Below are 25,062 nucleotides of genomic sequence, written 5' to 3'. Positions count from 1 at the left end.
CCCCAGGAAAACCCAATCTTAACCTTCGGTATCATATGAATCTAGTATAAATAGTATACTGACCCAAACCTCAGATGATTAAAACAGATGGATTTCTATTTAATTTCTATTTAATCTAGGGTTAGCTTCAAGGTGCAAGATAACAGTAAGTAGATATAGTTGCTTGCTTATTCGGATAAAACTTTACTTTTTAGTCGTCGTAAACCCGGCACTCAAGAGCGTCTGGGTTATCATCACAGTACTGTTCTAGTGAATTTTTTGGCTTCTTGTTCCGCTGGTGGGAGGCTTCAGCTTGCAGTTCTTCCACTGCATCCCAAGCAGCGGCACACTCAGCAGAGTTACCACCGGAAATATCACAGACAGCACGAGCTTGTTCTATTTCGACTTGGATTTTTTCTTGGATTTTTTCTTGGGTGTCGCTCATAGTTAAATCTCTTTGTGTGGTTTTTGTCCTAGTATATAAAAACTTGCAGAATGGAGTCTTGTGGTTAGCTCGTCCACCATTCTAACTACTTAACCTGTTACGTTAAGTATTTTAGCTTAATCATCCATGATCAATACAAAATTAAAAGAACAACAACAAGGTAAACTAAAGACAGGCATTTTTAAGAGTCCTGATGGCAGCGGGTAAATATCAGCCAAGAGTAGAATTAATCCCGCTGTTATATTGTATAATAAGTTTCCTAAGTACCAATATCTGATCATCCGGTGTCAATGTATGGTACTTGAACATATGTAGTAGGGGAAAAATCACATACTACTAATACTACTAACTATAGTAACAAAAAAACAGCCTAAAATTCATGGCAGAGCAAATGCAGTGGGCAAATGCCCTATCAACCCGTCCTTCTTTAGAAGCAGCTATTACAGATGTAGTAGAACAGGCTGTGTCGTCATTAACAGTACCTGCGGATTTGGGGGTGATATTCATTTCGTCTGCTTTTGCGAGTGAGTATTCCCGAGTTTTACCCCTGTTGGCTGAAAAACTTTCCGTACCTGTAATGATTGGGTGTAGTGGTCTGGGGGTAATTGGGACTACAGCTACAGGCGAACCTCAAGAATTAGAGGGAGAACCTGCTATTAGTCTTACCTTGGGATATCTACCAGGTGTGAATGTGGAAGTTTTTCATGTGCTCGGAGAAGAATTACCTGACATGGATAGTTCACCAGATGCTTGGATAGATTTAATTGGTGTGCAACCATCACCTACCCCCCAATTTATTTTACTGTCTAGTGCCTTTTCTTCAAGAATCAATGATTTATTGCAGGGGTTAGATTTTGCCTACCCTGGCTCGGTAATAGTCGGGGGACAGGCTAGCTCTGGGGGTGGAAGTAGTCAAATATCTCTATTTTGTAGCCATGACACCCAGGGGATACATCAACGACTTTATCGTGAGGGAACGGTAGGCTTGGCTTTGAGTGGCAATATTGTTTTAGAAACTATTGTAGCTCAAGGATGCCGACCCATCGGCCAGCCAATGCAGGTCACAAAGGCTGAACGTAATATCATTCTGGAACTAGATCAAAAAGTGCCGCTGATGGTTTTACGAGATTTGATTGCTAGCCTGAGTGAAGAAGAGCGGATATTGGCACAGCGTTCTCTGTTTGTGGGTCTAGTGATGGACGAGTTTAAGCTATCTTTACAACAGGGAGATTTTTTAATTCGTAGCATCTTGGGGGTAGATCCCTCTGCTGGAGCGATCGCCATTGGCGATGTCATCCGTCCTGGTCAACGCCTACAATTCCAACTGCGTGATGCCCAAGCCTCCGCTGAAGACTTAGAATTACTCTTAGAAGGGTATCAAAAGCAACAAATTTTTCCACCGGCGGCGGCTTTCATGTTCTCCTGTCTGGGTCGTGGTCAAGGTCTTTATGGCCAATCCAACTTTGATTCGGAGTTATTTAGGCGCTACATTCATCATATACCGATAGGTGGCTTTTTCTGTAATGGGGAAATAGGGCCTGTTGGGGGGAATACATTTGTACATGGTTATACCTCAGTTTTTGCAATTTGTCGCCCCATGATTAGTTAACCTACCCTAACAGGAGAGTGCTGTGGTTATCAATTAGAGTCGGAATACCACTAGTCATTGCACCATAGGTCTGAAGATGGCGACGTAATTCTATGGGAAATTGTGGATAGTCTAATAAAGCGTCTCCATCGGCAACATTGGCCCAAAAGTCCCGCAGATCAGGAGCTATTTTTTCCGCTACTGTCAATGGGAGGTTTAAGGGGTGTTGAGTTAATAACTTCACCAGGAAGGGGAAAGAGCGATCGCCCATCCACTGACGTGATAAATTTTGCAGATGGGGGAAATCAGGTACTGTTTCTACCCGGTGTGATTGAATTTGTAACCACTCTCTACCGTAGTTATCCTGTTGAAACTGGAAAACCCGGTACGGATGAGGATAACTCACTAAGGAACCAGTAGTAATATCATAAACCCCTTGGGAGTAAGCAACATCCTGAATGTGTAAATGTCCTGTAAATACTAATTTAACGCCATAATTACCCAGAATTTGCAATAATTGCGCAGAATTTTCTAACATATAGCGCTTACCTATAGGATGGCGCGATTGTTCCGGTAGATGCTCAATCACATTATGATGTACCATTACCAGCACCAATTCATTACCTGCTGCTGTGAGTATCTCTTCTAACCATGTCAGTTGTTGAGTATCCAAACGCCCTACTTGCTCACCCTGGTCATTAAAAAAGTTAGAATTGAGTCCAACTAGTCGTACTCCTGGCAACAGTTGCTGTGTATAGTAAAGTTGGTCGGAATTTTCGTAGCCAAACTTGCGGTAATATTGGGGAAAATCAGCAAACCCAATTGATTGGCCATTGGCCATCACCACAGGAACATCATGATTACCAGGAACAACATAGGTGGGAAAAGGTAGCTTCCCTAATCTTTCTTGCAACCAGATATGATTTTCTGGTTCACTGTGCTGAGTTAAATCTCCGGGAAGCAAGAGGAAATCTATATTAAGTTGTGTTAAGTGTTCTATTGCGCTTTCAAAAGCAGGGATACTCACCTCCACCAGATGAAATCGGCTAGGATGATCCCAAATAGTATGAGGAAGGGTAATATGTAGGTCGCTAACTACGGCAAAGCGAAAATTTAAAGCCATTGATTTGGAGGATAATGTTAAAAACTAGATAGAAAAACTCTTTTATAAAAAGTATAACCCTTGCTGGTAAAACCTGTTATAAGTGTCTTTTGTAACGTTTTCCTATCTGTTCGCCATCATAGCTATGGTTAATTAATTCTTTACTATAGCTGACTAAAACAATAAGAATTAAAGATTTTTAGTAATTCGTGAAACCCCTTAAAATAGCTCAAATTATTAAAAGATAAACTGATAATTATCGATTTATCTAATAGTTGGAAAGCCCATAATGTGAAAAGTAAGGGGGGAAGGACAGGCTATAGAATGCCAAATTTAGAAGATTTATAATATTAAAATCAAGTTGGTAAGTAATAAAAGGAGTATTAATTTTGGCAGTAGTCAGAGTGCGACAACACGTTAACCCACTGGCAAGAAAGTATCAAACGCCAGCAAATGCTATAGAATGGGAAAAGGTTTATACACAGCCAAACCAACCACTACATCTAGATATTGGCTGCGCTAGGGGCAGATTTTTGTTGAAAATGGCGCAGATAGAAACCAACTGGAATTTTCTGGGTTTAGAAATTCGAGAACCTTTGGTAGTGGAGGCGAACCAGTTACTATGTGAATTGGGTTTAACTAATCTCCATTATTTATTTTGCAATGTAAATAACTCATTGCGATCGCTGTTATCCTCGTTGACTCCGGGAACTTTACAGCGTGTAACTATTCAATTTCCCGACCCTTGGTTTAAAAGCCGCCATGCTAAACGCCGGGTAGTACAACCGGAATTAGTGGCTGAATTAGCTGATTATCTGACCGTTGGGGGGGTTGTGTTTTTGCAGTCAGATGTTCAATTCGTCGCCAGTCAAATGCGCGATCTGTTTGCTGAAAATCCCGCCTTTGAACGACTAGGTACAGAAGAATGGTTAACACAAAACCCTTTACCAGTACCCACAGAACGGGAAATAGCGACTCAAAACAAAGGTGAATCGGTATATAGGGCTGCATTTGTGAGAAAAATTGTAGTAACCTAATTAAATGTAAGCCTCATAACTGTAAAACAGAGCAACTCTTCATCACCATGTCAACATCTGCAACTGACGCTCAACACACAGCAGCCATTCAAACCGCAACAGAAAGGGTTGCTGTATGCGATCGCTCCCACTGGGGGCGTATACGAGTTTCTGATGATGACCGTATCCGGTTTTTACACAATCAAAGTACTAACGATTTTCACAGACTCAGGCCAGGACAGGGCTGTGATACTGTGATGGTATCATCCACCGCTCGCACCATTGACCTGGTAACTGCATACATTTTAGAGGATGCAGTGCTGTTACTTACCTCCCCTAGCCGTCGGGAGTTGCTGATGCAATGGTTAGACCGGTATATCTTTTTTGCTGATCAAGTGCAATTGACAGATGTCACAGATGAAACATCTACATTGAGCCTCATGGGTGCCCAGAGTCATAATATTGTAGAACAGCTGGGTGCTGGTGCAATTATTGGTCAAGCCTATGGTAATCATCAACTAGTTAACGGACTCATGATTGCCGTGGGTAGTGGCTTGGCTACACCGGGATATACAATTATTATGCCAGCTGCACAGAAAGAGAAAATATGGCAACAGATTGTAGCACTAGGGGCGGTAGAATTGACGAATAGTGCCTGGGAAACATTACGGATTTTACAAGGAAGACCAGCCCCCGATGCAGAACTAACAGATGATTATAACCCCCTAGAAGTTGGCTTATGGCAAACAATTTCCTTTAACAAAGGTTGCTACATCGGTCAAGAAACCATCGCTAGGCTCAATACATATAAAGGTATAAAACAGCACTTATGGGGCATACGTCTGAATGCACCTGCATCAGTGGGGAGTGCGATCGCCATTGGCGATGAAAAAGTCGGTAAACTTACTAGTTACACCGCAACCGTCAATGGTCACTTTGGACTAGGTTATATTCGCAGCAAAGCTGGTGGTATTGGCTTAAAAGTCCAGATAGGAGAAACAGAAGGTGAAGTAGTAAAAGTACCCTTTGTTTCTCACCAATACCCTCAATAACCCAGAGGGCTTACATCCAAAATCTGTCAATCATGACAGACCCATCTATGGTTAATTACTCTCCTGTGATCCATACAATTTACCCCACATATTCTTACGCCTGAGTTTCCTAAAATTAAGATTATGCAAACAGTCACCGAACTGCAAACAAGACTCGAACATTACTACCAGCAAATCAAGACAATCATCCTCGCGCGTCAGAATCCAATTACCGGGTTACTTCCTGCGAGTACAACCATCACCGCCCACGGTGATTATACAGATGCTTGGGTAAGAGATAATGTTTACAGCATTTTAGCAGTTTGGGGTTTAGCACTGGCATATCGCAAGACTGACGAAGACAAGGGACAGGACCTATGAACTAGAGCATAGCGTCACCAAATTGATGCGAGGCCTACTATTTGCGATGTTGCGTCAATCCCATAAAGTCGAGAAATTTAAACATACTCAGTCACTCCTAGATGGCTTACACGCCAAATACAACACAGCTACCGCCGACATTGTGGTTGGGGATGATGAATGGGGACATTTACAAATTGATGCTACATCTATATTTTTACTGATGCTGGCACAAATGACCGCTTCAGGATTGCAAATTATTTATACCATCGATGAAGTAAATTTTATCCAAAACCTGGTTTACTACATTGGACGCGCTTACCGCACACCAGATTATGGCATCTGGGAACGAGGTAATAAAATTAATCATGGTAGTGCTGAACTCAATGCTAGTTCCGTGGGTATGGCTAAATCCGCCTTAGAAGCTATCAATGGTCTAAATTTGTTTGGTGTGCGTGGTGGTGAAGCATCAGTTATTCATGTGCTACCAGATGAAATTGCTCGCGCCCGAATTACCTTAGAATCTTTATTACCTAGAGAATCAGCTTCTAAAGAAATTGATGGCGCACTGTTAAGTATTATTAGTTATCCTGCTTTTGCAGTAGAAAATGTGCAATTACGCGATCGCACATTGAATGATATTATTCGTAAACTGCAAGGAAAATATGGCTGCAAACGCTTCTTACGGGATGGACACCAAACCGTTTTAGAAGATAATCAACGCTTACACTATGAACCTTGGGAACTGAAGCAATTTGAGCATATTGAATGCGAGTGGCCGTTATTTTTTACTTACTTATTTCTCGATGGTTTGTTCCGTGGAGACAGTCAGCAAGTTAAAGAGTACCAGGAACGTTTGCAGTCATTACTCATTCAACGTGATGGGGTGGGTTTATTACCAGAATTGTATTATGTCCCAGCGGAAAATGTAGCAGCGGAGAAATTAACCCCCCACAGTCAAACTCGCTTACCTAATGAAAACATCCCCTTAGTCTGGGCGCAAAGTTTATATTTTCTCGGTCAACTATTAGATGAAGGATTAATCGCGGTGGGGGATATTGACCCATTAGGAAGACATTTATGTATAGGTAAAAAACGCGAGGCTTTAGTACAAATCGCCTTACTAGCTGAGGATGAAGAATTACAAGCTAAACTAGAAGTCCATGGAATTGAAACTCAAACACCTAAGCAAGTAGAACCAATTCAAGTCAGAAAAGCCGAGGAACTTTCGGCTATTTATACTCAAATTGGACGTAATGATAAACTGGGTTTAACAGGTCGTCCTGTGCGGCGGTTACGGAGTTTGAACACATCTCGATTTTTTCGGATTCACGGAGAGACAATTGTATTTTTACCTTCGTTTTTAGATTCCCAACAGTTTTATTTAACCCTTGATTATCATTTTTTACTGGATCAAATCAGAAGTGAACTCGCTTATATTCGAGATTATTGGATTGATTTAGGTCGTCCTACTCTAACTTTAATGTTAACCCATAGCATGTTAGAAATCGGTTCTGAGGCTTTATTAGAACTGATGCAGGAACTTAAAGATGGTGTGTGTAATGGTGTAAAGGTAAAATTGGGACGACTCAATCAACTGATGCTAACAGCGGGGATGCAAAGGATTGATTTTCTCCCAGATGCAGATTTCTCCCAATTGCCAATGCAAAATGCTGCCCCCCCTTGCTATTATCTGGCTTATCATCCTGGGGGACGGTTAGGAAATACCCAAGAATTTCAGATGGAGTGCGAGACTAACTTGGGATTTTTGCTGGCTTCCTTGCGCTCTTCCTCAAATATCTATGAACAAATCGAATTATTACAAACTTTAACTCGCTTGGAGGGATTAACTTTTGATACAGGTCTTGGGGGTCCACAGCATACTGTCACCGTGGGTGATTTACTAGATGAAGTCTACACCAAAGCCGGTAATTTAGGTATTTGGGCGGTGGTACGTCGCGCTGCGGGATTAAGACAAATGGTTGATATTGGCTTATCAGATACAGTCACGAGTATTTTGGTCAGAGGTAAACAAATTGCTGTGGGTAGGGCTTACAGTCAGTCATCACTGATGATAGTGCCTATGTCCCACCGAGAAATCACTGAGAAAATAAATCATTTCTGTCGGGAAGATATCCGCGATCGCGTCCTCACACAAGAAATTATTATCTATCTTGGGGTGTTAATGCGATCAGAACCTCAACTGTTTAAAGGTTTGCTAACTCTGAGAGTCGGCTATCTGATCTTATTAATTACCAGTGAATTAGCACAAGAGTTGGGTGTCACTCAAGATGAAGCCTATGAACAATTGATGGAACTGTCACCCTTTGAAGTGAAAATGCGCTTGCATCAAGTATTAAGAGGTTATACAGGTATTAGTAAATTATTACGCCAACAGGAATCACTGCACATCAAGCAAAAAGAAAGCGATATTGCTTGGGTAGTGCTACCGACAACCGAAAAAGAACAAAGCACAGTCCCCCCGGGTGGTTGGCGGAGATTTCGCCAAGGCGAAGGAGCATTAAACCGAGTCCCTAAAGACTTCTTCCAGCAGGTTTGGCGATTAATGAAACATTGTAAAGGAATTGTGATTGGCGATAAACTAGAGCGTCGCAATCGTTTAGATAGTGAGTTAATTTTATCAGAAATGACAGCCGGGGAAAAGAACTTTGCCCTGAGAGTTGAGCATTTACTCAATAAAATTGAGGCTCCAGAATACCGCCAAGTCAATGTTGAAGCCTTGATGGAATTAGCCACAATTGTCGCCAATAATCCCAGCTTACAAATTGAGGAGTATATAGTTTTAGATGTATTAATTGGCCATGCGGTGCGATTAGCATGGTTAGAACAGCATCCCGAACGAGGCGATCGCTATGATGAAGATAAAGCTTCAGCCTGGCAATGCTTTTATAATACCTCTCCTCAAGATTGTGTAAGTTATATATTGAAAGCCTTAAGATTCTTAACAGAATTTGTCAAAGATATTTAAATCCAGATTGACGCCAAGGAGTCGCAGAGAAATATCCGTCTTTGCGTACCTTGGCGTGGAAATTTTTCAATCCACAGACACCGCATCAACATCAACAGTTTCAGTACTAGGTTGTTCAGAACCCTGACGCGCCTTCCAACCTGAGAGCACTAACCCAGACACCTCGGAAAAAACTATAGACAGAAGTAAAAAGTCATCAATTTGTCCGAGAATGGGTATGAAGTCGGGAGAGATATCTATAGGGCTAAGAATATAAACCAGTGTCCCTAAAATCACCCACCACCGATAAATAGGATTACGTAGCAAATTACGATACCAATTGTATAGTAATTGGATTGGAAATTTCATGTATTTACCCTCCAGTTATTATTAATTAATTTTGACAAACTCTCAGATAAATTACCGGTAGGAATAACCGTCCCAGGTAGTATGGAAGACGCTAGTAATTTTCCTGGGCTAAATATTTGCCGGAAGATTTTGTAGAGGAATATGTAATTATGCATTAATCTTGAGAATTAAAGTGCTTTAGGATAGTTGCTGTTGAAATCGAAAGGGGAACCCTAACAGTGGATATTTTAGATTTGTTTGAAAAGGGCGGCCCGGCTATGTGGCCTTTGCTGGCGCTGTCGATTATATCTATAACTGTGATTTTTGAGCGTCTGTGGTTCTGGCTAAGAATTATGACCCAAGAAAACCAAATTGTGGATCGTGTATTAAATACTGCCAAAGATAGTTGGGAAGTAGCGGCGGATATTGCTAGAAAGTCCCGCCATCAACCCATTGGACGCTTTCTTTATGCCCCCTTAAGCTTACACAAAAGTGATCCGGAAACCTTTCGATTAGCATTGGAGTCCACCGCCGAAGATGAATTAGCCGGGATGCGCCGGGGTGAAAAACTCTTAGAAGTTATCATCGCCCTGTCTCCTCTGTTGGGATTGCTGGGTACGGTTTTGGGTTTGATCCAATCTTTGCGTTCAATTCGCATTGGTGATTTAGGAACCGAATCTACGGCTGGTGTCACTACTGGTATTGGTGAATCTTTAATTAGTACCGCTACTGGCTTAATAGTGGCCATTATCAGTTTGGTCTTTTATCGCCTATTTCAAAGTTTTGTAGTTGACCAGGTGAAAATTTTTCGTAAAGCGGGTAATGACATGGAATTGTTATATCGCCAGTCTCCCCCTGACTATGAAAAAATTAATTCTCTCATGGTTGCCGAGTCTTTACAAGACAGTAATACTCCTCCCCGCAGGAAAGATAAAAACCCTTTTGGTGAAGCTCCTCAACCCCCCAATGCAACTGAGTAGTTAGATTCTGAGCAATAGTTAAAAATTCTACACCCAACCCAGGTATGAAAATTAATTTACAGAGCCCAGTTGAAGAAACACAAATTCAAATCCTCCCCTTAATTGATGTCGTTTTTTGCATCCTGACGTTTTTTCTGTTGGCGGCTTTGCAATTTACTCGACAACAGGCGATTAATATTGATTTACCTAAAGCTAGTACAAGTACAGCCACTGGTCTCATCTCAGAGAATGCCACTCGCATTATCACTCTTGATGCTATAGGTAATCTTTACATAGAAAAGCAGCCTGTACAACGAGATCAGTTAGTACAAAACTTAAGGCAATATCTCGCCGCTAACCCTAGTGGAACTTTGGTGTTAAATGCATCTCGTACAGCAACCTATAATGATGTAATTTCAATCTTAGACTTGATGCGGCAAGTAGGTGGCGATCGCGTTTCCTTGGGAATTATACCAGGACCTGCCCCATTAACCAGTGACTCATTTAATCTACCTAATTTTCCCATGGCACCAGTTCCGGGGGTAAATCCTGATGTCCAGTCCCCAGTGTTACCCAATGAACTAGCGCCCCAAGTCCCTATAGCACCTGAAACTCCTCCCACACCTCAAAGGTAATACAATTCCCCTGAACGTGAGGTTTTAATTAAGTATGGAACCTCACCCCTAACTCCTCTTATTGCTTAACAGGGAACAGGGAACAGGGAACAGGGAACAGCGAAGGATTGGCAAGGATTGGGGAACACACAAAAAACAATAAAATCCAGTCCCCTCCCCTGACAAGGGGAGGGTTAGGGAGGGGTCAAACAATATTTGATACACTAATCATGACTTGACAAACATCCTCTTAGGAGATGGGTGTATTTTCCGCCCAACTCGAAGGGGTTAAACCTAAAGATATCTGGAATAAAGTATGTTTAGATAAAAATATCTGTTAATTTATAAATAATTGGTTAAGCTTCAAAAATTTATCCCTGGTCAGACTTAGTAATTTAGCGCCGATCACCGTTCACGTTTCAAGGGTTGTGGCATGAATATTGTGACGCTTTTAATTGTTTGGTTGGTAACATCTATCAGCTTATTGATTATTAGTAAGCTCCCTTTGGGAGTGGAAATTGACTCTCCACAAAAGGCATTTTTTTCCGCCGCAGTTCTGGGTATTGTCACAGCAGTAGTGAGACCTATTTTAAGCCTCATATTTACAGTCCCCGATTTACTCACCTTCAACTTATTATCCGGCATTTTCACCTTTATGATTGCCGTTGTGTGTTTTAGTATTGCGGCTTGGTTAGTAGAGGGGTTCCGCTTACGTTTTGGCATCTGGAGTGCTGTACTAGGAGCTTTTGCCTTGAGTATCATCAACAGCCTGATTTACAAATTATTAGGTGTTTAGGAAAAAAGGATTAATTCGTAGTTCGTAATTCCTAATTAATTGAGGTAGCAAATCCTCAACTTATGAATGGAAACAATCAAATTTGTTCCTGAGCAAGAACTACGAATTACGAATTATAGTGGCTATTCGGTTACAGATGGGGGAGCAACTGGGGTCGTAGTTTGTTGTTGACGCTGTTCGCGTTTCTTGCGATCAGCAGATACCATATCTGCCATAACTACCAGGGCTTGAGCCATCTTTTCTAGATTAGAACTGTATAGTTCCAAATCCTTAGTAAGTTTTTCATCAGATAGATGTAAACCAGCCGCAATGGTTTTTAATGCTTCGGTTCGTTGTTTTTCGTCCTTGACTAACTCAGGAGCCGACTGTTCTAATAATGTGAATAAACCAACCGCAAATAAGCGGCTGTATTTAAACTGGGAATTGTTGGCGATCGCTTGGAGTTGTCCTTGTAAATCAGGATCTCGATCTAAATGAGTGGCTTGGCTTAACCAAGCAATTAAATTCTGTACTAGTAGGTCTTGGGCTAAAGCTTGCAGCCGTTGGGCATCCTCTCGGTAACGTTGCGGTTCTTGTTCCACAGCCCGACATAAGGCATTAAAAATCGATTCCTGATCTCGTTCTGGTTGGTAGCCTTGCATAAAGCGGTCAAAGCTGGTGACTACACCCAAGGCATAAATTGGATTGTAGGTAAAACCACTATTGACTGATAGCAGATGCATTTCCACCATCAACTCTTCAACTACCCGACGATAAATGGTGTTAATCGGTCGGGTGTGCAGGGAGTAAAAAGTTCGTTTTGTATCTGAGACAGTACGGACGTTATTCACGAATAAAATGTTAAGAATGTTAAGAGCGACGTTATTACATTTTGTCGCTTAAAGGTGACTTTGCCAAGTTCAGGTTTCCGATCCGTATCATTTATAAGTTTTTGTCCAAATTTAATTGCCTTGGGTAAGTATTGAGTTTGGTTTGTCTATGGACATCTTTAGCCCTTGTTTGGCGAGCCAGCTAATATTTTGACAATCCTACAAAGATTTGAGATTTTGAAACGGATACAGGAAAACCACAGGGGGATTGATTTGACACTCTGCTCGCCATCCCTGGACGTTGATCCCCATCTAACATGAGTCTAGATGGGGAATTAGCAGTGGTTTTATTGAGTTTTAGTTGTCCAGTTGACCCAATCTTGCGGTTTGAGGAAAATTTCATACAACTCGGCTTCTGGAGTATTGGGTTCTGGCTGGTAACCGTATTCCCAACGGACCAAAGGAGGTAAAGACATGAGAATAGATTCTGTACGTCCGTTGGTTTGGAGTCCAAAAATAGTGCCTCGGTCATAAACCAAGTTAAATTCTACATACCTACCGCGACGATAGAGTTGGAAATTCCGTTCGCGATCGCCATATTCCATTTCCCGTCGCCGTTCCACAATGGGCGTGTATGCAGGCAAAAATGCCCGACCACAATCTTGCACCAAAGCAAATAAATCTTCCCAATTGCGGGTTGATGGTGCCCCCACTTGTTGGCTATAAATAGCCGCTTGGCCATTGGGGTCAGGACCGCGATATAACATACCCTGGCCATCTTGGTAATCCAAAAATATCCCACCGACACCACGGTTTTCGTTCCGATGTTTCAAGTAAAAATATTCATCACACCAGCGCTTAAACACTGGGTAATAGTCTGGGTGATGTTGGTCACAAGCTTGCTTAAGTGTGTTATGAAAATGCGCAGCATCTTCAGCAAAGGGGTAATAAGGAGTTAAATCAGCACCGCCACCGAACCACCACACTGGTCCGGCTTCAAAATAGCGGTAATTCAGGTGAACTGTGGGCACATAAGGATTGCGGGGGTGTAGTACCAGTGAAGTACCTGTAGCATAAAAACCCTGTCCTGAGGCTTCTGGGCGCTGGGCTAAAATTGATGGGGGTAGATGAGAACCCCAAACTTCAGAGAAATTTACACCAGCTTGTTCAAATACTGCACCATCACGCAGCACACGCGATCGCCCGCCACCTCCTTCCGGACGTTCCCAACTATCCTCATGAAACTTACCTACACCATCTACTGCTGCCAGTTTTTGGGTAATTTCATCTTGTAACTGTTTCATAAACTGACTTACCCTCGACTGAGAATCAGTTGGAGGTAAAGACTGGGATGGTGTTGCGTCTACAGTTGGCGTTTGCGAATTAGTCAACATAGATTCCAAGACTTAAATTACATTTTCTAAAAAGCCACAAACTTGTTAATTCTCAAATTTGTGGACAAATCCAGCCAATTTATCGGCTTAATTTGCCTAATCTGCTTTTGTCTTACTTGTCAGCATTTACAAGATTGATGGGCATGACTAGAGTTATTTTCCCTCAAATGCGTATAGGCTTGTATATTAACTGAGTTTTTTTTGTACTTCTTGATGTAAACATTCTGGTATCAACACCAGACTCTGGTGAATGACCCTATGAGCGATCTCTACTTTGAGGTAATCTGATTCACCATACCAGAGTCATCAGCAGCTGCATAGGAAGGAGGATGAGGCAAATGCGAAGTTGGTTATCCAAATGCATCCACCGCAAACGTCGTCAGTTTTGCGCTTCTCTGGTGCGAACGTATCGAGAGATTAGTTCTGCATCCGTAGATGATCTCTGGCTAAAGGTAGTAGATTTAACAGATGTTTCCTGGCATCCTCTGCTCAAGAGTACTAATGTACCCTATGGATTAGTACCCAAACCGGGATTAATTTACCAAGCCATCACCCGCTTTTCGCCTATTCCCATCCGGATTTTTGTCGAGGGTGTTAAACCTCATGAAATGTTAAGTATCCGAGTCATGGCGATTCCAGGTATCGAAGAACGAGTTACTTACCGAGTAGAGTCTACAGTTTGTGGTACTTGTTTATCTTATTCAGTCACTCTCCGGGGTTGGTTGTCCCCCCTAATTTGGTCATTATCACGCCCTTATGCAGATCGTGTAGCACGTTCCTTAGTGGAATACGTAGAAAAGGCTGGATTAGCAACAGTCTCAGGGAAGAAAAAATCACTCCATGATAGTTGTTTTGATTTTTAGGGAATCCAGACCACTTCCCAAACAAAGTTAAGATCATATTAGATGATCATAAAATTTTCTTAAATTTTGTTACAAGAGTATGTACGATGTTCTTGATTCCGAGTCAGTTTTAGCAGTTTTGCGACCGGTAGAAGACCCAGAACTCCGCAAGAGTTTGGTGGAACTGAATATGATTCGCAACGTCAAAATTGAGGATGGCAAGGTTAGCTTTACTTTGGTGTTAACCACACCAGCTTGTCCCCTACGTGAATTTATCGTTGAAGATTGCAAAAAAGCCATTAAAAAGCTACCTGGTGTTACAGAGGTAAGTGTAGATGTTACTGCAGAAACACCCCAACAAAAAAGCTTACCAGATAGGACTGGGATTACTGGGGTGAAAAATATTCTGGCTGTTTCCAGCGGTAAAGGCGGTGTTGGTAAAAGCACAGTAGCGGTGAATGTAGCTGTAGCTTTAGCACAAACAGGGGCAAAAGTGGGATTGCTAGATGCCGATATTTACGGACCGAATGACCCAACTATGCTGGGGCTAGCTGATGCTGAAATTGTTGTGCGTTCCACAGATAAAGGTGACATTCTCGAACCTGCTTTTAATCACGGTGTCAAATTAGTCTCAATGGGCTTTTTGATTGACCCAGACCAGCCAGTGATTTGGCGCGGTCCCATGCTTAATGGTGTGATTCGCCAGTTTCTCTATCAAGTGGAATGGGGACAACTGGATTATTTAATCGTCGATATGCCACCGGGAACCGGTGACGCTCAATTAACTTTAACCCAGGCAGTGCCGATGTCAGGCGCTGTAATTGTTACTACACCACAAAATGTCGCCCTGTTAGACTCACGTAAAGGTTTGCGAATGTTCCAGCAAATGAATGTCCCTGTGTTGGGAATCGTAGAAAATATGAGCTACTTTATTCCCCCAGATATGCCAGATAAGCACTATGACATCTTTGGTTCCGGTGGGGGTTCCAAGACAGCATCTGAGTTGGGAGTACCTTTACTGGGGTGCATTCCTCTGGAGATTTCCACCAGAGTCGGTGGTGATAGTGGTGTACCAATAGTTATAGCAGATCCAGATTCAGCCTCAGCACAAGCATTAAAAGCGATCGCTCTAAATATCGCCGGTAAAATATCAGTTGCCGCTCTGACATAATCAAGTAGTTCTTTTTTGATTCCTGGGTAATAGCCCAGGAATGCAGATTCAATATTAAATATAAATTTGCACATGATCTTCAAACGTTTTATCCCCCAAATTCGCCGGCAACATTGGCTGAATTCCTGGCAGCAAATGGATTGGATGCTATTTTGGCTGACTATAGGCATTAGTACATTTGGTGGCTTAATGATATTGAGTACGGAATTAAGACAACCGGTGACTGACTGGTTCTGGCACTGGTTGGTAGCAGCTATTGGCGTTGTGATAGCCTTGTTTTTAGCTCGTAGCCGTTATGAAAATCTGATGCACTGGCATTGGGTAACATACGCACTCACAAATCTCAGTCTGATCGCGGTCATGATCATTGGTACCAGCGCGAAAGGAGCGCAGCGATGGATTAGCATTGGTGGGTTTAACGTCCAGCCTTCGGAATTTGCCAAAATCGGACTGATTATCACCTTAGCGGCTGTATTACACAAGCGCACAGCTTCCACCCTGGAAAGTGTATTTCGGACTTTGGCAATTACTGCTATTCCTTGGGGATTAGTATTTTTACAGCCAGATTTGGCCACATCTTTGGTGTTTGGTGCCATCGTCTTAGGAATGCTGTACTGGGCAAATGCTCATCCTGGCTGGCTGGTGCTGATGATTTCGCCGATAATTTCTGCTATTCTGTTTAGTATAAATTGGCCTTTGTCAGAGCCAGTAAATGTATTTAACATATTATCTTTCGGAGTTTTAGGGTTAGTTTGGGTAGTGGCTATGGGTATTGTAGGGTGGTATACTCTCCCTGGCGGAAATCTGCCCTCAATGGTATTGGCGCATCAGTTCTCAACTTGTTAGGTGGTGAATTGGGAGTTTTTGTCTGGGAGCATATATTGAGGGATTATCAGAAAAACCGCCTAACTGTATTTCTCAGACCAGGACACGATATTTTTGGAGTTGGTTATCATCAACACCAGTCTCGCATCGCTATAGGTGCTGGTGAAGTTTGGGGATGGGGTTTGTTTAAAGGTCCGATGACACAACTAAATTTTGTTCCCGAACAACATACAGACTTTATTTTCTCCGCCGTGGGGGAAGAACTGGGTTTTGTGGGTTGTTTAGTGGTGCTTTTCGTCTTCTGTTTGATCTGCTTTCGCCTATTACGTATAGCTGAAACTGCTAAAGATAACTTTGGTTCATTGTTAGCTATTGGGGTTTTGTCAATGATATTATTTCAGCTAATTGTTAACATAGGGATGACTGTTGGTTTAGCCCCTGTAGCAGGAATTCCCCTACCTTGGATGAGTTACGGACGTTCGGCTATGTTGACGAATTTCATTGCTTTGGGTTTAGTGCAGTCGGTAGCTAATTTTCGACAACGAAAAAAGTATTATTTTTGAGGGCGGTGAATTAGTTTACATCAAGATTTGAATTTTCAGATCCCTGATTATGGAAATAAACCTCTCTGACAGGAAAGGGGATTTGGATTCCTTCTTGTTGATAACGTTTATGTAATTTCTTAATTAGTAAGTGTCTCGCAATGCGCTGGTCAAAATATTCATTTACCCGCATAGATAATTTAAAATCTATACTAAAATCATTAAAGGTATGAAATCTAATAATAGGTTCATTTTCTATTAACTCCGGGGCAATTTCTGCCATCACTTCTTTGGCTACTTCTACAGTCACTATTTCTACTTTTTCTAAATCACTTTCGTAACCGACACCGATATCCATGATTAAAGTAATTGCCTTAGCTGGTAGGTGATAGTTAGTAAAAATCGCTGATGCTAGGCGAGAATTAGGAACAACAATAATATTATTTTTAATCTCTTTAATAGTTGTATTCCGCCAATTGATATCTGTAACATAACCTTCATATCCATCATCTAATTTCAGATAATCTCCAGTTCTCACTTGCTTAGAGATAATCAGATAAAAACCAGAAAATAAATTAGCCAATGTATCTTGGAGCGCCAAACCAACGGCTAAACCACCAACTCCTAAAGTTGTAACTATGGGTGTAATTTGCACACCTATAGTTTGCAGGAGGATGAGTATTCCCAAGATGAAAACACCAATCTTAGCTAAATTAGAAATTAAAGATGCAGGTACTCCTGCTGTTCTCTGTATGAATAAATTTACAAAACCAGCAGTCAATCTAGCTAAGACTAAGGTGACTGAGTAAAGTAATAAAATGGTAATTATTTTTTGCAGGATAATTTTAATATCATTGTTGATATTCAGGGAAGAATACAAAAAAGCCCCTGAGAAACCTGCTAGCAAAAACCAAAAAAATGTCATGCGGTGTAAAGCTGTAAATATGATTTCACCGCCTGGTATCTGCTTTTCAAGAACAAATTCTCTGAGTTTTTTAAAAAAAACTTTTTCACCAATCAACCCAGCCATCCAGCCAAGGAGAATAAATACTATTGGTACAATCCATTGCTGCATAATTAATTTAGAGTTTTATATTTTTGCTAAATTCTAGCTTGTCTATTTGCCTGATTTACTGGTAATTTTAGATTATGGAACTGCCAATTATTTACCATCCAGATTATATTACATCATTACCACCAGGGCATCGCTTCCCGATGTCCAAGTTCCGACAACTCTATGAATTGCTGTTAGCTGACGGTGTAGCGCAAACAGCACAATTTCACACACCATTACCCCCACACCGCGAGTTAATTAAGTTGGTTCATACTCCAGAATATGTTCAAGCTTACTGCGAGGGAACACTAGAACCGAAAGCACAGCGTCGTATTGGGTTACCTTGGAGTCCAGCACTGGTAAATCGTACTTGCGTCGCGGTTGGTGGTACAATACTTACTGCCCAGATGGCACTGAGTCAGGGTTTAGCTTGTAATACAGCTGGTGGTACTCATCATGCTTTTCCTAGTTATGGTTCTGGTTTTTGTATTTTCAACGATTTAGCGATCGCTTGTCGAGTGTTACAAAAACTCGGACTTGTGCAAAAAGTTCTGATTGTGGATTTAGATGTGCATCAAGGGGATGGTACAGCTGTCATTTTCCAAACAGATGAGAGTGTGTTTACTTTCTCCATGCACTGTGAAGTTAATTTTCCTGGTACTAAACAAACCAGTGATTTGGATGTTCCCCTGAGGGTGGGAATGGAAGACGACGAATATTTACAGACTTTGGCGAATTATTTACCAGATTTGCTGTCCAACATTCGCCCTGATTTAGTATTATACGATGCAGGGGTAGATATTCATATCGGCGATCGCTTAGGAAAATTAGCCCTGAGTGATACGGGAATTTTCCGCCGGGAAATGCAGGTTTTAAGTACCTGCGTGGGTGCTGGTTATCCTGTAGCTTGTGTTATTGGAGGGGGTTACGCCGATGATATGAGGTCTCTGGTTTGGCGACACTCTTTGTTACATCGTGCTGCTACTCAGGTTTATCATCAGTATAGGCTATAAATTAGTTCCCCACCTTGGCGCAGTGGTTCTTTGTTTTTTCCCAGGTGCTAAACTATATTATCTCACACATCAGTAAATTCCACTGTATCTATGCCCACTTTTTCCCACAAGCAAAATTACCAAACCTGGAGCTATAAATGTGTTAATTCAGTGGCTCAAAATGAGATAATTGATTTATTGGGTGAGGAAGTTTGTCTGTTTTATGTGCGTCGTCAAGGTGCAGGAAAACATCAAGATGAGGAAATTTGGCAGTTAACAATTGCCACTGATAGAGATGATTTTCCCTTACCTAAACAGATGGAAAAGCAAGGTAAAACATTAGGTTTAATTGCAGCTATTTCCCAGGATGGAATAGGCGGTTTAAAAATTTTATCAATTCGGTTTTTGCCACTTTCCCGCGGACAGGCTGATGGTTACTCTGTTGCTTTTACCTTACGTTTGCTGTCTCATGCTCAACATCGTTTAGGTATTCCTAAACTTGCATTAGCACGCATGGACAAAATGCCTATTTGCGGTGAGCATATACCCACAGAAGAACAGTTACAAGCCTGGAAAGCATTTTTACAAGTTGAGGAAAATATTGCTAAATCCCGTCAGTTTTGTGTGGCATTTGTCAGTAATAATTATGGGCGTAACAGCAGAGATATTACCTTTGAAGTAGATGTTACCTCGGCTACTCTCGATGGTGCTGAAGAAAATTATTTAAATGTCTCCAGTTTCTGGGAACGGGTAAAACGTTCCAAAAACCAAGAAGTTAAACTTGCGGAAACTGTTCCTATAGGGAAACTAACTTACAAAATTCCTCAACTAGGTACAATTGATCAAGTTGATGTGAAAAATTGTTTAATCAAAGTCAAATTAGAACGGGAAGTAGCGGAATATATCGCTACACAACGTTATCAAATACCAGTGAAGGGATTTTTATTTTTTGATGCTGCTGGTGATATTCAACAAGTTAGGCGCAAGAAGGAAGCTTTAGAACAATTAAAGCAGGGACACACTCAAAATCCTTACTTGGGTAACTTTTTATTCGATGCTTCCCAGTCCAGGTGTATTAAGAAAACCGTAGGACTGCAAGGGGATGATTTATTATTATCTTCTGCTAATGCTGGACAAAAAGCAGCTGTGGAGAAGGTCTTAGCAGCTGAAGATTTAGTTCTCATCCAAGGTCCCCCCGGTACTGGTAAAACTACTGTAATTGCAGAAATTTGTTATCAAATAGCCCGGCGGGGTGGACGTACTCTTATCGCTTCTCAAGCTAATTTAGCGGTGGATAATGCTCTGAGTCGATTAGTTCACAACCCAGTTATCCGCGCGGTGCGCAAAGGACGCGCCCACAAAGTGGGGGAAGAAGGACAGCCATTTTTAGAAGATCAAGTTATTGGTACATGGCTGGAAAATACGGCGAATGACTGTGAAAATAGTCTGGCTAAACGTCGGGAAAATGTGAAAATATTGGCTGATTTGTTGTTAGCATTACCACAATTTACAGATTATTTACAGTTAGAAGAGGAACTAAATCAGCAACAAAATCAATTAAATCAGCAAAAGCAAATTTTAGCAGCAAGCTGTAAAAATATAGCAGACATTTATCAGGAAAGTTTATCTGAAAAAAATCAGCTACAATCCATTGGATTAGGGTTAGATTATGTACTCAAAAATGCGCCAAATATTAATTGGGATGCACCAGAAGTTAAAAATTATTTACCACATCTTCATTTATATACAGAAAATAATACTTCAGTCGCTGATTTTTTGACCAATGTGGGTCAAGCTATCAAGTGGACTGATAAACTGGGTTTAGTCCGTCCTGCTCATGGTGCATTTGGTTTAGCATTTTGGTTGTGTGAAAATGTAGCTACTCAATTAGCTGATTTTAAAACAGCATTCCATTACGCCCAAGATATAATTGTGGCAATGTCGGAGCTTGTCAAAGCAGTATCTCCGATTTCCCAATATTCTTCAACAGCCATTAATGAGCAGGAATTTCTAGGTAAACAGCAAAATTTACAGCAGACAATTCAAGGTTGGCAAAACCGTAAACGCGAGATTGATTATGTGATTGCAGCTGTGAAAGAATGGAAGTTTACAGCACCTATTGTATTATATCAAATAATTAAAGAATGCCAGCAGTCGGGACAAATATTAACGCCGGAATTGCTACAGTTACCACTGGGTTTGTTGCTGTTCGCCCAGCAGTTAAAGTTACCTATATTACCTCAGAAATATCAGGTGAATTTGCCAGATTTGTCAGCTTTAGCAAAAGCCTTTATTTATGAAACGGAGGGGGGCTTTGTTGATAGAATCGGTAAACGGCACAGTTTTAGTTACTTTGTAGAGCAAAGTTTTAGTCAAATTCCCATCATCCTATCTGGGAGCGATCGCACTCAATGGCGTAAAATATACGAAGAGTTTAGTAACTATCAACTCCTGAACCTACATCAGCGCCAATTACTGGTGGAAAACACCCAGTTGTTTTTGCTGAGAATGCAGTCAGTCTATGGTACAGTTTGGGAATTAAATCACCTCGACTCTACCCTGAAGCGGGTTAGTGAAGAATTACTCGCGGATATTCTCACCAATGCGCGTCAATGTGTCGCACGAGTTAAAACTGAAACTGAAAAACACCTGGAGTATCTCCAACAGCAACTAACTCAACTGGAGAGAACCACCCAAGAGCAAATATCCGCTACTTCATCTCAAATAAAAGTAGAACAGGTGATCAAGATTTTGCAGTTACTCAACCAACAGCAAAATGTCCCTGATAAATTACGCGGTTTGGTGACAGAATATCTGACAACACCAGCAAAAATTTGGCAACATCCTCAAGAATTTGCTACTCATGTCAATACTGGGTTGGGTCATCTCCACAATTTAGAAACTCTCATCAGTTCCATTCAACCTGTTGCAGTCTTGGAGGTAATTAAAAAATCTTTAGATGAAAAAGTGCTAATTATACAACAACAAAACACACAGGTTCAACACAAACTGCAAGAAACCCAAAGCCAACTGGAAAAATTAAATCAACAACCCGAAATACAACCCACAGAGGATTTAATTTTATCCAGAAATTGGTGGAAACAGTTCTGGGAAACCATACCTGATAAATTAAAGCCAAAAAATCTTGATTTAGGCTTATTTGATCGGGAATTTTTACAGACTATCACAGCCCAGTTTGATGCTTGGCAAAACCAACTGAGTCAAGAAGAAACTTATCTCAACCGCTACCAAGATTTTACCCAAGATTGGATTGCTAAAGTCAAAAATCCTTCAGAGCGCGATCGCAACGACTTAAAACGCATTTACTTAGATAACGCTAACGTCGTCGGTATCACTTGTGTCCAAGCTGCAAATTACAACTTTACCCAAGAATTTAAAGCCTTTGATGTGGTCATCATCGATGAAGTCAGTAAATGTACCCCACCAGAGTTACTCATTCCAGCTTTAAAAGGCAAAAAGTTGGTCTTGGTAGGTGACCATCGCCAATTACCACCCATGCTTGATACTAGCACAGTAGCAGAAGTTGCTCAGTCACTGGGGAGCACAAAATCAGAACTGCAATTTTTAGAAGAATCATTATTTAAAATTCAGTTTGAAGCTGCTGACAAAAGCATTAAACAAATGTTGACTACCCAATATAGAATGCACCCCTCCATTATGGCAGCCATCAATCAATTTTATCAGGGTAAATTAGAATGTGGGCTTTTAGCACCTGACAGCCAACGCGCCCATAATTTAACAGGGGAAATTATCGACCAAAATCACCATCTTATCTGGGTAAACATCCCTAGGAATCTGGAATTCCAAGAAGAACGGGAAAATACTTCCTATTTTAATCCTCGCGAAGTTGATATAATTGAACGCCTGTGTCAGCAATTCGAGCATACTTGGGCTGCTAAAATCGCCAATGGTGCACCCAAAAAGGAAATTGCAGTCATTACATTCTATGGCGCACAACTGAAAAAAATTGAGCAACGGTTACAACCGGAACTATTTCCTTCTTTGGAAATTCGCACAGGGACAGTGGATAGATTTCAGGGAATGGAACGCCCTGTGGTCATTGTGAGTATGGTTCGGAATAATCATCAAGGTGATGTTGGTTTTGCGAATAAACCAGAACGGGTAAACGTAGCTTTTTCTCGCGTCCAAGAACTACTAGTAATTGTAGGTTGTCATGATTTATTTACCCGTCAAGGTGGAAAAGTTGGAGATATGTATTTAGATATTTCCCGTACTGTAAATCGTCAAGGAGGTTTCGTTGATGTTTCTAGGTGCTGCGGCTAAACCTATTGACAAAAAACTCATAAATTTAGTAGAGGAAATTACCGCCCAAAATCCTCACTTATCAGTTTTAGCAGCCCATGAATTTCGCTATAGTTTACATCAAACTCCTGTAGAAATATCTATCCAGGAACCCCGGGAATTTAATGTACTCGAAGAATTTATTATCCGTGCTGGAATTGAGTTTTCACCTCCACCCACAGAAGATGAATTAGCATCCATATTAGGACTTGACCCTATATTTGTCCGCAGTACCGCAGCCAATTTGCAAAGGTTGGAAACCTTATCCGCAACATCCCCCATTACAGTTACAAATCAAGGACGAACTTTTTACTCCCAAGGTTCTGTACCACAACCTGCATATCCTGTAGAAATATATGCTGTTTCCGATGCTTTGGAAGGAAAGCTGATATTTTCTACTGAACCCTGGGATGATGTCTCGTTAAATTTACCTGATTTAGCAGATTTTATCAAAATTGCCCGTAAAATTAATGATATACCTGCTTTAAGCATTGAAAAAATCCAGAAATGTATTCAGTTATCAGGTTTAGATTTTCATGTCCCAGAATTAGGTAAAATTGTTACTCACTGTAAAGTTTTAGCCCCAGCGCAAATTATCTGGAAAAGTATATCACTGTTTGTAATTTGCGATGCTGTCACACAAAAACTCAGGATCGAAATTAGAAGCGGTAAGCAAATTTCGGCATCAGCATCACAACGCATGGAAGTATTGCAAGGTAAAGGTAAAATACCGTATCTTGCTTTATGTCAATTATCCGATGAAGCCGTTAAGGAGCGTGAAGCTACTCTTAATTATAAAAATACTCAAATAGAATCTCGATTAGAAAAACTTACCCCAACAGCTTTAAAGTTAGGCGATGGGGAAATTACTCCCACTTTTCGGGAAATTTTAAATTCTGCTAAACGGCAAATTATCATCTATTCTCCTTGTTTGAGTCAAGATATTATCAATAACGAATTTGTAACGCTGTTGCAAAAGTTGACTAATGATGGAGTACGGGTTTTAATCGCATATGGAATTTCACCAGCAGATGTTCTAGAAAAATTACGCTCTCTCAAAACACCTCACTGTTTATCATCTGTAAAACTTTTCTGTCTGGCTGATTCCCATGTCAAAGAGGTTATAGTTGATCAAGAAACTTATTTTTGTGGATTTTATGACTGGGTTTCTTGTGGTGGGGAATATTTACCACAGGGTGAGTCTGTTTATAAAGTCACTGCTCCCCAGCAAGTTGAGGAAGCATATCAGTTTCTGGTTGCTCGTTGCCAAAATCATGCACAAACTCAATGGGGTATAGCTTTAGAAAACCGTGATTTGCAATTAGCTGTAGAGTCTTTGTCTGTGTGGGGTTTCCTAGGTATGCAAAATATCGCACTCAGGGAGATAAAAAAAAGCAACTGGTTGGAACTTCTGCCAGAGTGGTTAAATATTGTAATTACAGATTTAAATTCAAAGAATTTACTAAATGATTCTATAGCTTCGGCGCTTTCCCTGTTGAATCAGCTTTCTGGGGAGGAAACCTTTATGGAATCCTTACAGCAGGGATGGTGTAAAACCATCAAGACCATAGCATATTATCAACCGGAAACCGCTTTAAACTTACTCAGTAATCAAGTATGGACTGATTTTATCCGCCTGAATATTGCTCAGGAGGATGACTCACCCGACAGGTTCATTATACCACAAAATTTACCGCATCAGAAGAAACAATCAGTCTCACGCCCTGGGGTTAAGTCGAAAAATTCCCGAAAATAGGCATTAAACAGCCTCTGCATTGTTTATAATCGCTGTCTTTGTGCTTCCTGAGATTATTATTAAATATTTGTAAATTATAAGTTAACTTAAATGTAGATGCAAAAATTCGTCTAATTCGATACAATTCTTACATTAGGAGAGGCGAGGA

At 41.0% G+C, this 25,062-nt stretch carries 17 protein-coding genes and 2 pseudogenes; 13 read left to right on the top strand and 6 right to left on the bottom strand.

Features of this window, described 5'->3' with window-relative positions; all coding sequences use genetic code 11:
• Nucleotides 1-190: 190 nt before the first annotated feature.
• Nucleotides 191-424 carry a Calvin cycle protein CP12 gene (locus AC6IZ0_RS06325; protein WP_497725473.1) on the bottom strand — a complete coding sequence of 78 codons (234 nt, stop codon included), beginning with the start codon at nucleotides 422-424 and terminating at the stop codon, nucleotides 191-193.
• Nucleotides 425-803: 379 nt separating this feature from the next.
• Between AC6IZ0_RS06325 and AC6IZ0_RS06320 the strand changes: the two genes are divergently transcribed.
• Nucleotides 804-2,033, top strand: coding sequence for an FIST signal transduction protein (locus AC6IZ0_RS06320; RefSeq protein ID WP_497725472.1), 1,230 nt, complete (start codon nucleotides 804-806; stop codon nucleotides 2,031-2,033).
• 1 nt (nucleotide 2,034) lies between these two features.
• Here AC6IZ0_RS06320 and AC6IZ0_RS06315 read toward each other — a convergent pair whose 3' ends face one another.
• Complete coding sequence (locus AC6IZ0_RS06315; RefSeq protein ID WP_497725470.1) at nucleotides 2,035-3,135, bottom strand: metallophosphoesterase family protein; 1,101 nt, start codon at nucleotides 3,133-3,135, stop codon at nucleotides 2,035-2,037.
• A 368-nt stretch (nucleotides 3,136-3,503) separates the two neighbouring features.
• Here AC6IZ0_RS06315 and trmB point away from each other — a divergent pair, with 368 nt between their 5' ends.
• From trmB to AC6IZ0_RS06300, 3 genes and pseudogenes are all read left to right on the top strand, one after another.
• Nucleotides 3,504-4,151, top strand: coding sequence for a tRNA (guanosine(46)-N7)-methyltransferase TrmB (gene trmB / locus AC6IZ0_RS06310; RefSeq protein ID WP_497725469.1), 648 nt, complete (start codon nucleotides 3,504-3,506; stop codon nucleotides 4,149-4,151).
• A gap of 47 nt (nucleotides 4,152-4,198) precedes the next feature.
• Nucleotides 4,199-5,182, top strand: coding sequence for a CAF17-like 4Fe-4S cluster assembly/insertion protein YgfZ (ygfZ, locus tag AC6IZ0_RS06305; RefSeq protein ID WP_497725468.1), 984 nt, complete (start codon nucleotides 4,199-4,201; stop codon nucleotides 5,180-5,182).
• A gap of 123 nt (nucleotides 5,183-5,305) precedes the next feature.
• Nucleotides 5,306-8,510, top strand: a pseudogene (locus tag AC6IZ0_RS06300) (phosphorylase b kinase regulatory subunit alpha/beta).
• Nucleotides 8,511-8,576: 66 nt separating this feature from the next.
• On the opposite strand, the gene AC6IZ0_RS06295 reads toward AC6IZ0_RS06300, so the two are convergent.
• Complete coding sequence (locus AC6IZ0_RS06295) at nucleotides 8,577-8,858, bottom strand: YkvA family protein (RefSeq protein WP_271760425.1); 282 nt, start codon at nucleotides 8,856-8,858, stop codon at nucleotides 8,577-8,579.
• A 218-nt stretch (nucleotides 8,859-9,076) separates the two neighbouring features.
• On the opposite strand from AC6IZ0_RS06295, the gene AC6IZ0_RS06290 reads away from it, so the two are divergent.
• The 3 genes from AC6IZ0_RS06290 to AC6IZ0_RS06280 all read left to right on the top strand — a co-directional run bounded on the left by AC6IZ0_RS06290 (nucleotide 9,077) and on the right by AC6IZ0_RS06280 (nucleotide 11,206).
• Complete coding sequence (locus AC6IZ0_RS06290) at nucleotides 9,077-9,817, top strand: MotA/TolQ/ExbB proton channel family protein (RefSeq protein WP_271732732.1); 741 nt, start codon at nucleotides 9,077-9,079, stop codon at nucleotides 9,815-9,817.
• A 44-nt stretch (nucleotides 9,818-9,861) separates the two neighbouring features.
• Nucleotides 9,862-10,431, top strand: coding sequence for an ExbD/TolR family protein (locus tag AC6IZ0_RS06285; RefSeq protein WP_271732731.1), 570 nt, complete (start codon nucleotides 9,862-9,864; stop codon nucleotides 10,429-10,431).
• 412 nt (nucleotides 10,432-10,843) lie between these two features.
• Nucleotides 10,844-11,206: a phage holin family protein gene (locus AC6IZ0_RS06280; RefSeq protein WP_271732730.1), complete on the top strand. Its 363-nt coding sequence runs from the start codon at nucleotides 10,844-10,846 to the stop codon at nucleotides 11,204-11,206.
• Nucleotides 11,207-11,328: 122 nt separating this feature from the next.
• Here the strand turns inward: AC6IZ0_RS06280 and psb29 are convergent, their stop codons facing one another.
• Entirely contained in the window at nucleotides 11,329-12,036 is a 708-nt protein-coding gene (psb29, locus tag AC6IZ0_RS06275) for a photosystem II biogenesis protein Psp29 (RefSeq protein ID WP_497725467.1), read from the bottom strand.
• 326 nt (nucleotides 12,037-12,362) lie between these two features.
• On the bottom strand, nucleotides 12,363-13,409 hold the full coding sequence (gene hemF / locus AC6IZ0_RS06270; protein WP_271732726.1) for an oxygen-dependent coproporphyrinogen oxidase: 1,047 nt from the start codon (nucleotides 13,407-13,409) through the stop codon (nucleotides 12,363-12,365).
• Nucleotides 13,410-13,747: 338 nt separating this feature from the next.
• Between hemF and AC6IZ0_RS06265 the strand changes: the two genes are divergently transcribed.
• The 3 genes and pseudogenes from AC6IZ0_RS06265 (at nucleotide 13,748) to rodA (ending at nucleotide 16,810) form a co-directional block, all read left to right on the top strand.
• On the top strand, nucleotides 13,748-14,272 hold the full coding sequence (locus AC6IZ0_RS06265; RefSeq protein WP_271732725.1) for an SRPBCC family protein: 525 nt from the start codon (nucleotides 13,748-13,750) through the stop codon (nucleotides 14,270-14,272).
• 79 nt (nucleotides 14,273-14,351) lie between these two features.
• The gene (locus tag AC6IZ0_RS06260; RefSeq protein WP_497725466.1) at nucleotides 14,352-15,422 is read left to right on the top strand and encodes an Mrp/NBP35 family ATP-binding protein; all 1,071 of its coding nucleotides are present in this window, start codon (nucleotides 14,352-14,354) and stop codon (nucleotides 15,420-15,422) included.
• Between the two features lie 72 nt (nucleotides 15,423-15,494).
• Nucleotides 15,495-16,810: pseudogene (gene rodA, locus AC6IZ0_RS06255) on the top strand (rod shape-determining protein RodA).
• Between the two features lie 10 nt (nucleotides 16,811-16,820).
• Here rodA and AC6IZ0_RS06250 read toward each other — a convergent pair.
• Nucleotides 16,821-17,864, bottom strand: a complete 1,044-nt coding sequence (locus AC6IZ0_RS06250) for a mechanosensitive ion channel family protein (RefSeq protein ID WP_271732719.1) — start codon at nucleotides 17,862-17,864, stop codon at nucleotides 16,821-16,823.
• Nucleotides 17,865-17,938: 74 nt separating this feature from the next.
• Here AC6IZ0_RS06250 and AC6IZ0_RS06245 point away from each other — a divergent pair, with 74 nt between their 5' ends.
• The 3 genes from AC6IZ0_RS06245 (at nucleotide 17,939) to AC6IZ0_RS06235 (ending at nucleotide 24,914) form a co-directional block, all read left to right on the top strand.
• Nucleotides 17,939-18,856, top strand: coding sequence for a histone deacetylase family protein (locus AC6IZ0_RS06245; RefSeq protein WP_497725465.1), 918 nt, complete (start codon nucleotides 17,939-17,941; stop codon nucleotides 18,854-18,856).
• A 90-nt stretch (nucleotides 18,857-18,946) separates the two neighbouring features.
• Nucleotides 18,947-23,140 (top strand): DEAD/DEAH box helicase, encoded by a 4,194-nt coding sequence (locus AC6IZ0_RS06240; RefSeq protein ID WP_497725464.1) that lies wholly within the window; start codon nucleotides 18,947-18,949, stop codon nucleotides 23,138-23,140.
• Nucleotides 23,118-24,914, top strand: coding sequence for a phospholipase D-like domain-containing protein (locus tag AC6IZ0_RS06235; protein ID WP_497725463.1), 1,797 nt, complete (start codon nucleotides 23,118-23,120; stop codon nucleotides 24,912-24,914). Before AC6IZ0_RS06240 ends, AC6IZ0_RS06235 begins: the two co-directional genes overlap by 23 nt.
• Nucleotides 24,915-25,062: the final 148 nt, after the last annotated feature.

Source organism: Anabaenopsis sp. NIES-4685 (assembly GCF_059725405.1).
Note: the sequence above shows the minus strand (reverse complement) of the source record. Positions and strands in the feature narration are given on the sequence as shown.

Excerpts from the sequence above, each read along its gene's own strand:
- AC6IZ0_RS06325 (WP_497725473.1), bottom strand. The coding sequence starts at position 424 with ATGAGCGACACCCAAGAAAAAATCCAAGAAAAAATCCAAGTCGAAATA.
- AC6IZ0_RS06320 (WP_497725472.1), top strand. The coding sequence starts at position 804 with ATGGCAGAGCAAATGCAGTGGGCAAATGCCCTATCAACCCGTCCTTCT.
- AC6IZ0_RS06315 (WP_497725470.1), bottom strand. The coding sequence starts at position 3,135 with ATGGCTTTAAATTTTCGCTTTGCCGTAGTTAGCGACCTACATATTACC.
- ygfZ (WP_497725468.1), top strand. The coding sequence starts at position 4,199 with ATGTCAACATCTGCAACTGACGCTCAACACACAGCAGCCATTCAAACC.
- AC6IZ0_RS06295 (WP_271760425.1), bottom strand. The coding sequence starts at position 8,858 with ATGAAATTTCCAATCCAATTACTATACAATTGGTATCGTAATTTGCTA.
- AC6IZ0_RS06285 (WP_271732731.1), top strand. The coding sequence starts at position 9,862 with ATGAAAATTAATTTACAGAGCCCAGTTGAAGAAACACAAATTCAAATC.
- AC6IZ0_RS06280 (WP_271732730.1), top strand. The coding sequence starts at position 10,844 with ATGAATATTGTGACGCTTTTAATTGTTTGGTTGGTAACATCTATCAGC.
- hemF (WP_271732726.1), bottom strand. The coding sequence starts at position 13,409 with ATGTTGACTAATTCGCAAACGCCAACTGTAGACGCAACACCATCCCAG.
- AC6IZ0_RS06265 (WP_271732725.1), top strand. The coding sequence starts at position 13,748 with ATGCGAAGTTGGTTATCCAAATGCATCCACCGCAAACGTCGTCAGTTT.
- AC6IZ0_RS06260 (WP_497725466.1), top strand. The coding sequence starts at position 14,352 with ATGTACGATGTTCTTGATTCCGAGTCAGTTTTAGCAGTTTTGCGACCG.
- AC6IZ0_RS06250 (WP_271732719.1), bottom strand. The coding sequence starts at position 17,864 with ATGCAGCAATGGATTGTACCAATAGTATTTATTCTCCTTGGCTGGATG.
- AC6IZ0_RS06245 (WP_497725465.1), top strand. The coding sequence starts at position 17,939 with ATGGAACTGCCAATTATTTACCATCCAGATTATATTACATCATTACCA.
- AC6IZ0_RS06240 (WP_497725464.1), top strand. The coding sequence starts at position 18,947 with ATGCCCACTTTTTCCCACAAGCAAAATTACCAAACCTGGAGCTATAAA.
- AC6IZ0_RS06235 (WP_497725463.1), top strand. The coding sequence starts at position 23,118 with ATGTTTCTAGGTGCTGCGGCTAAACCTATTGACAAAAAACTCATAAAT.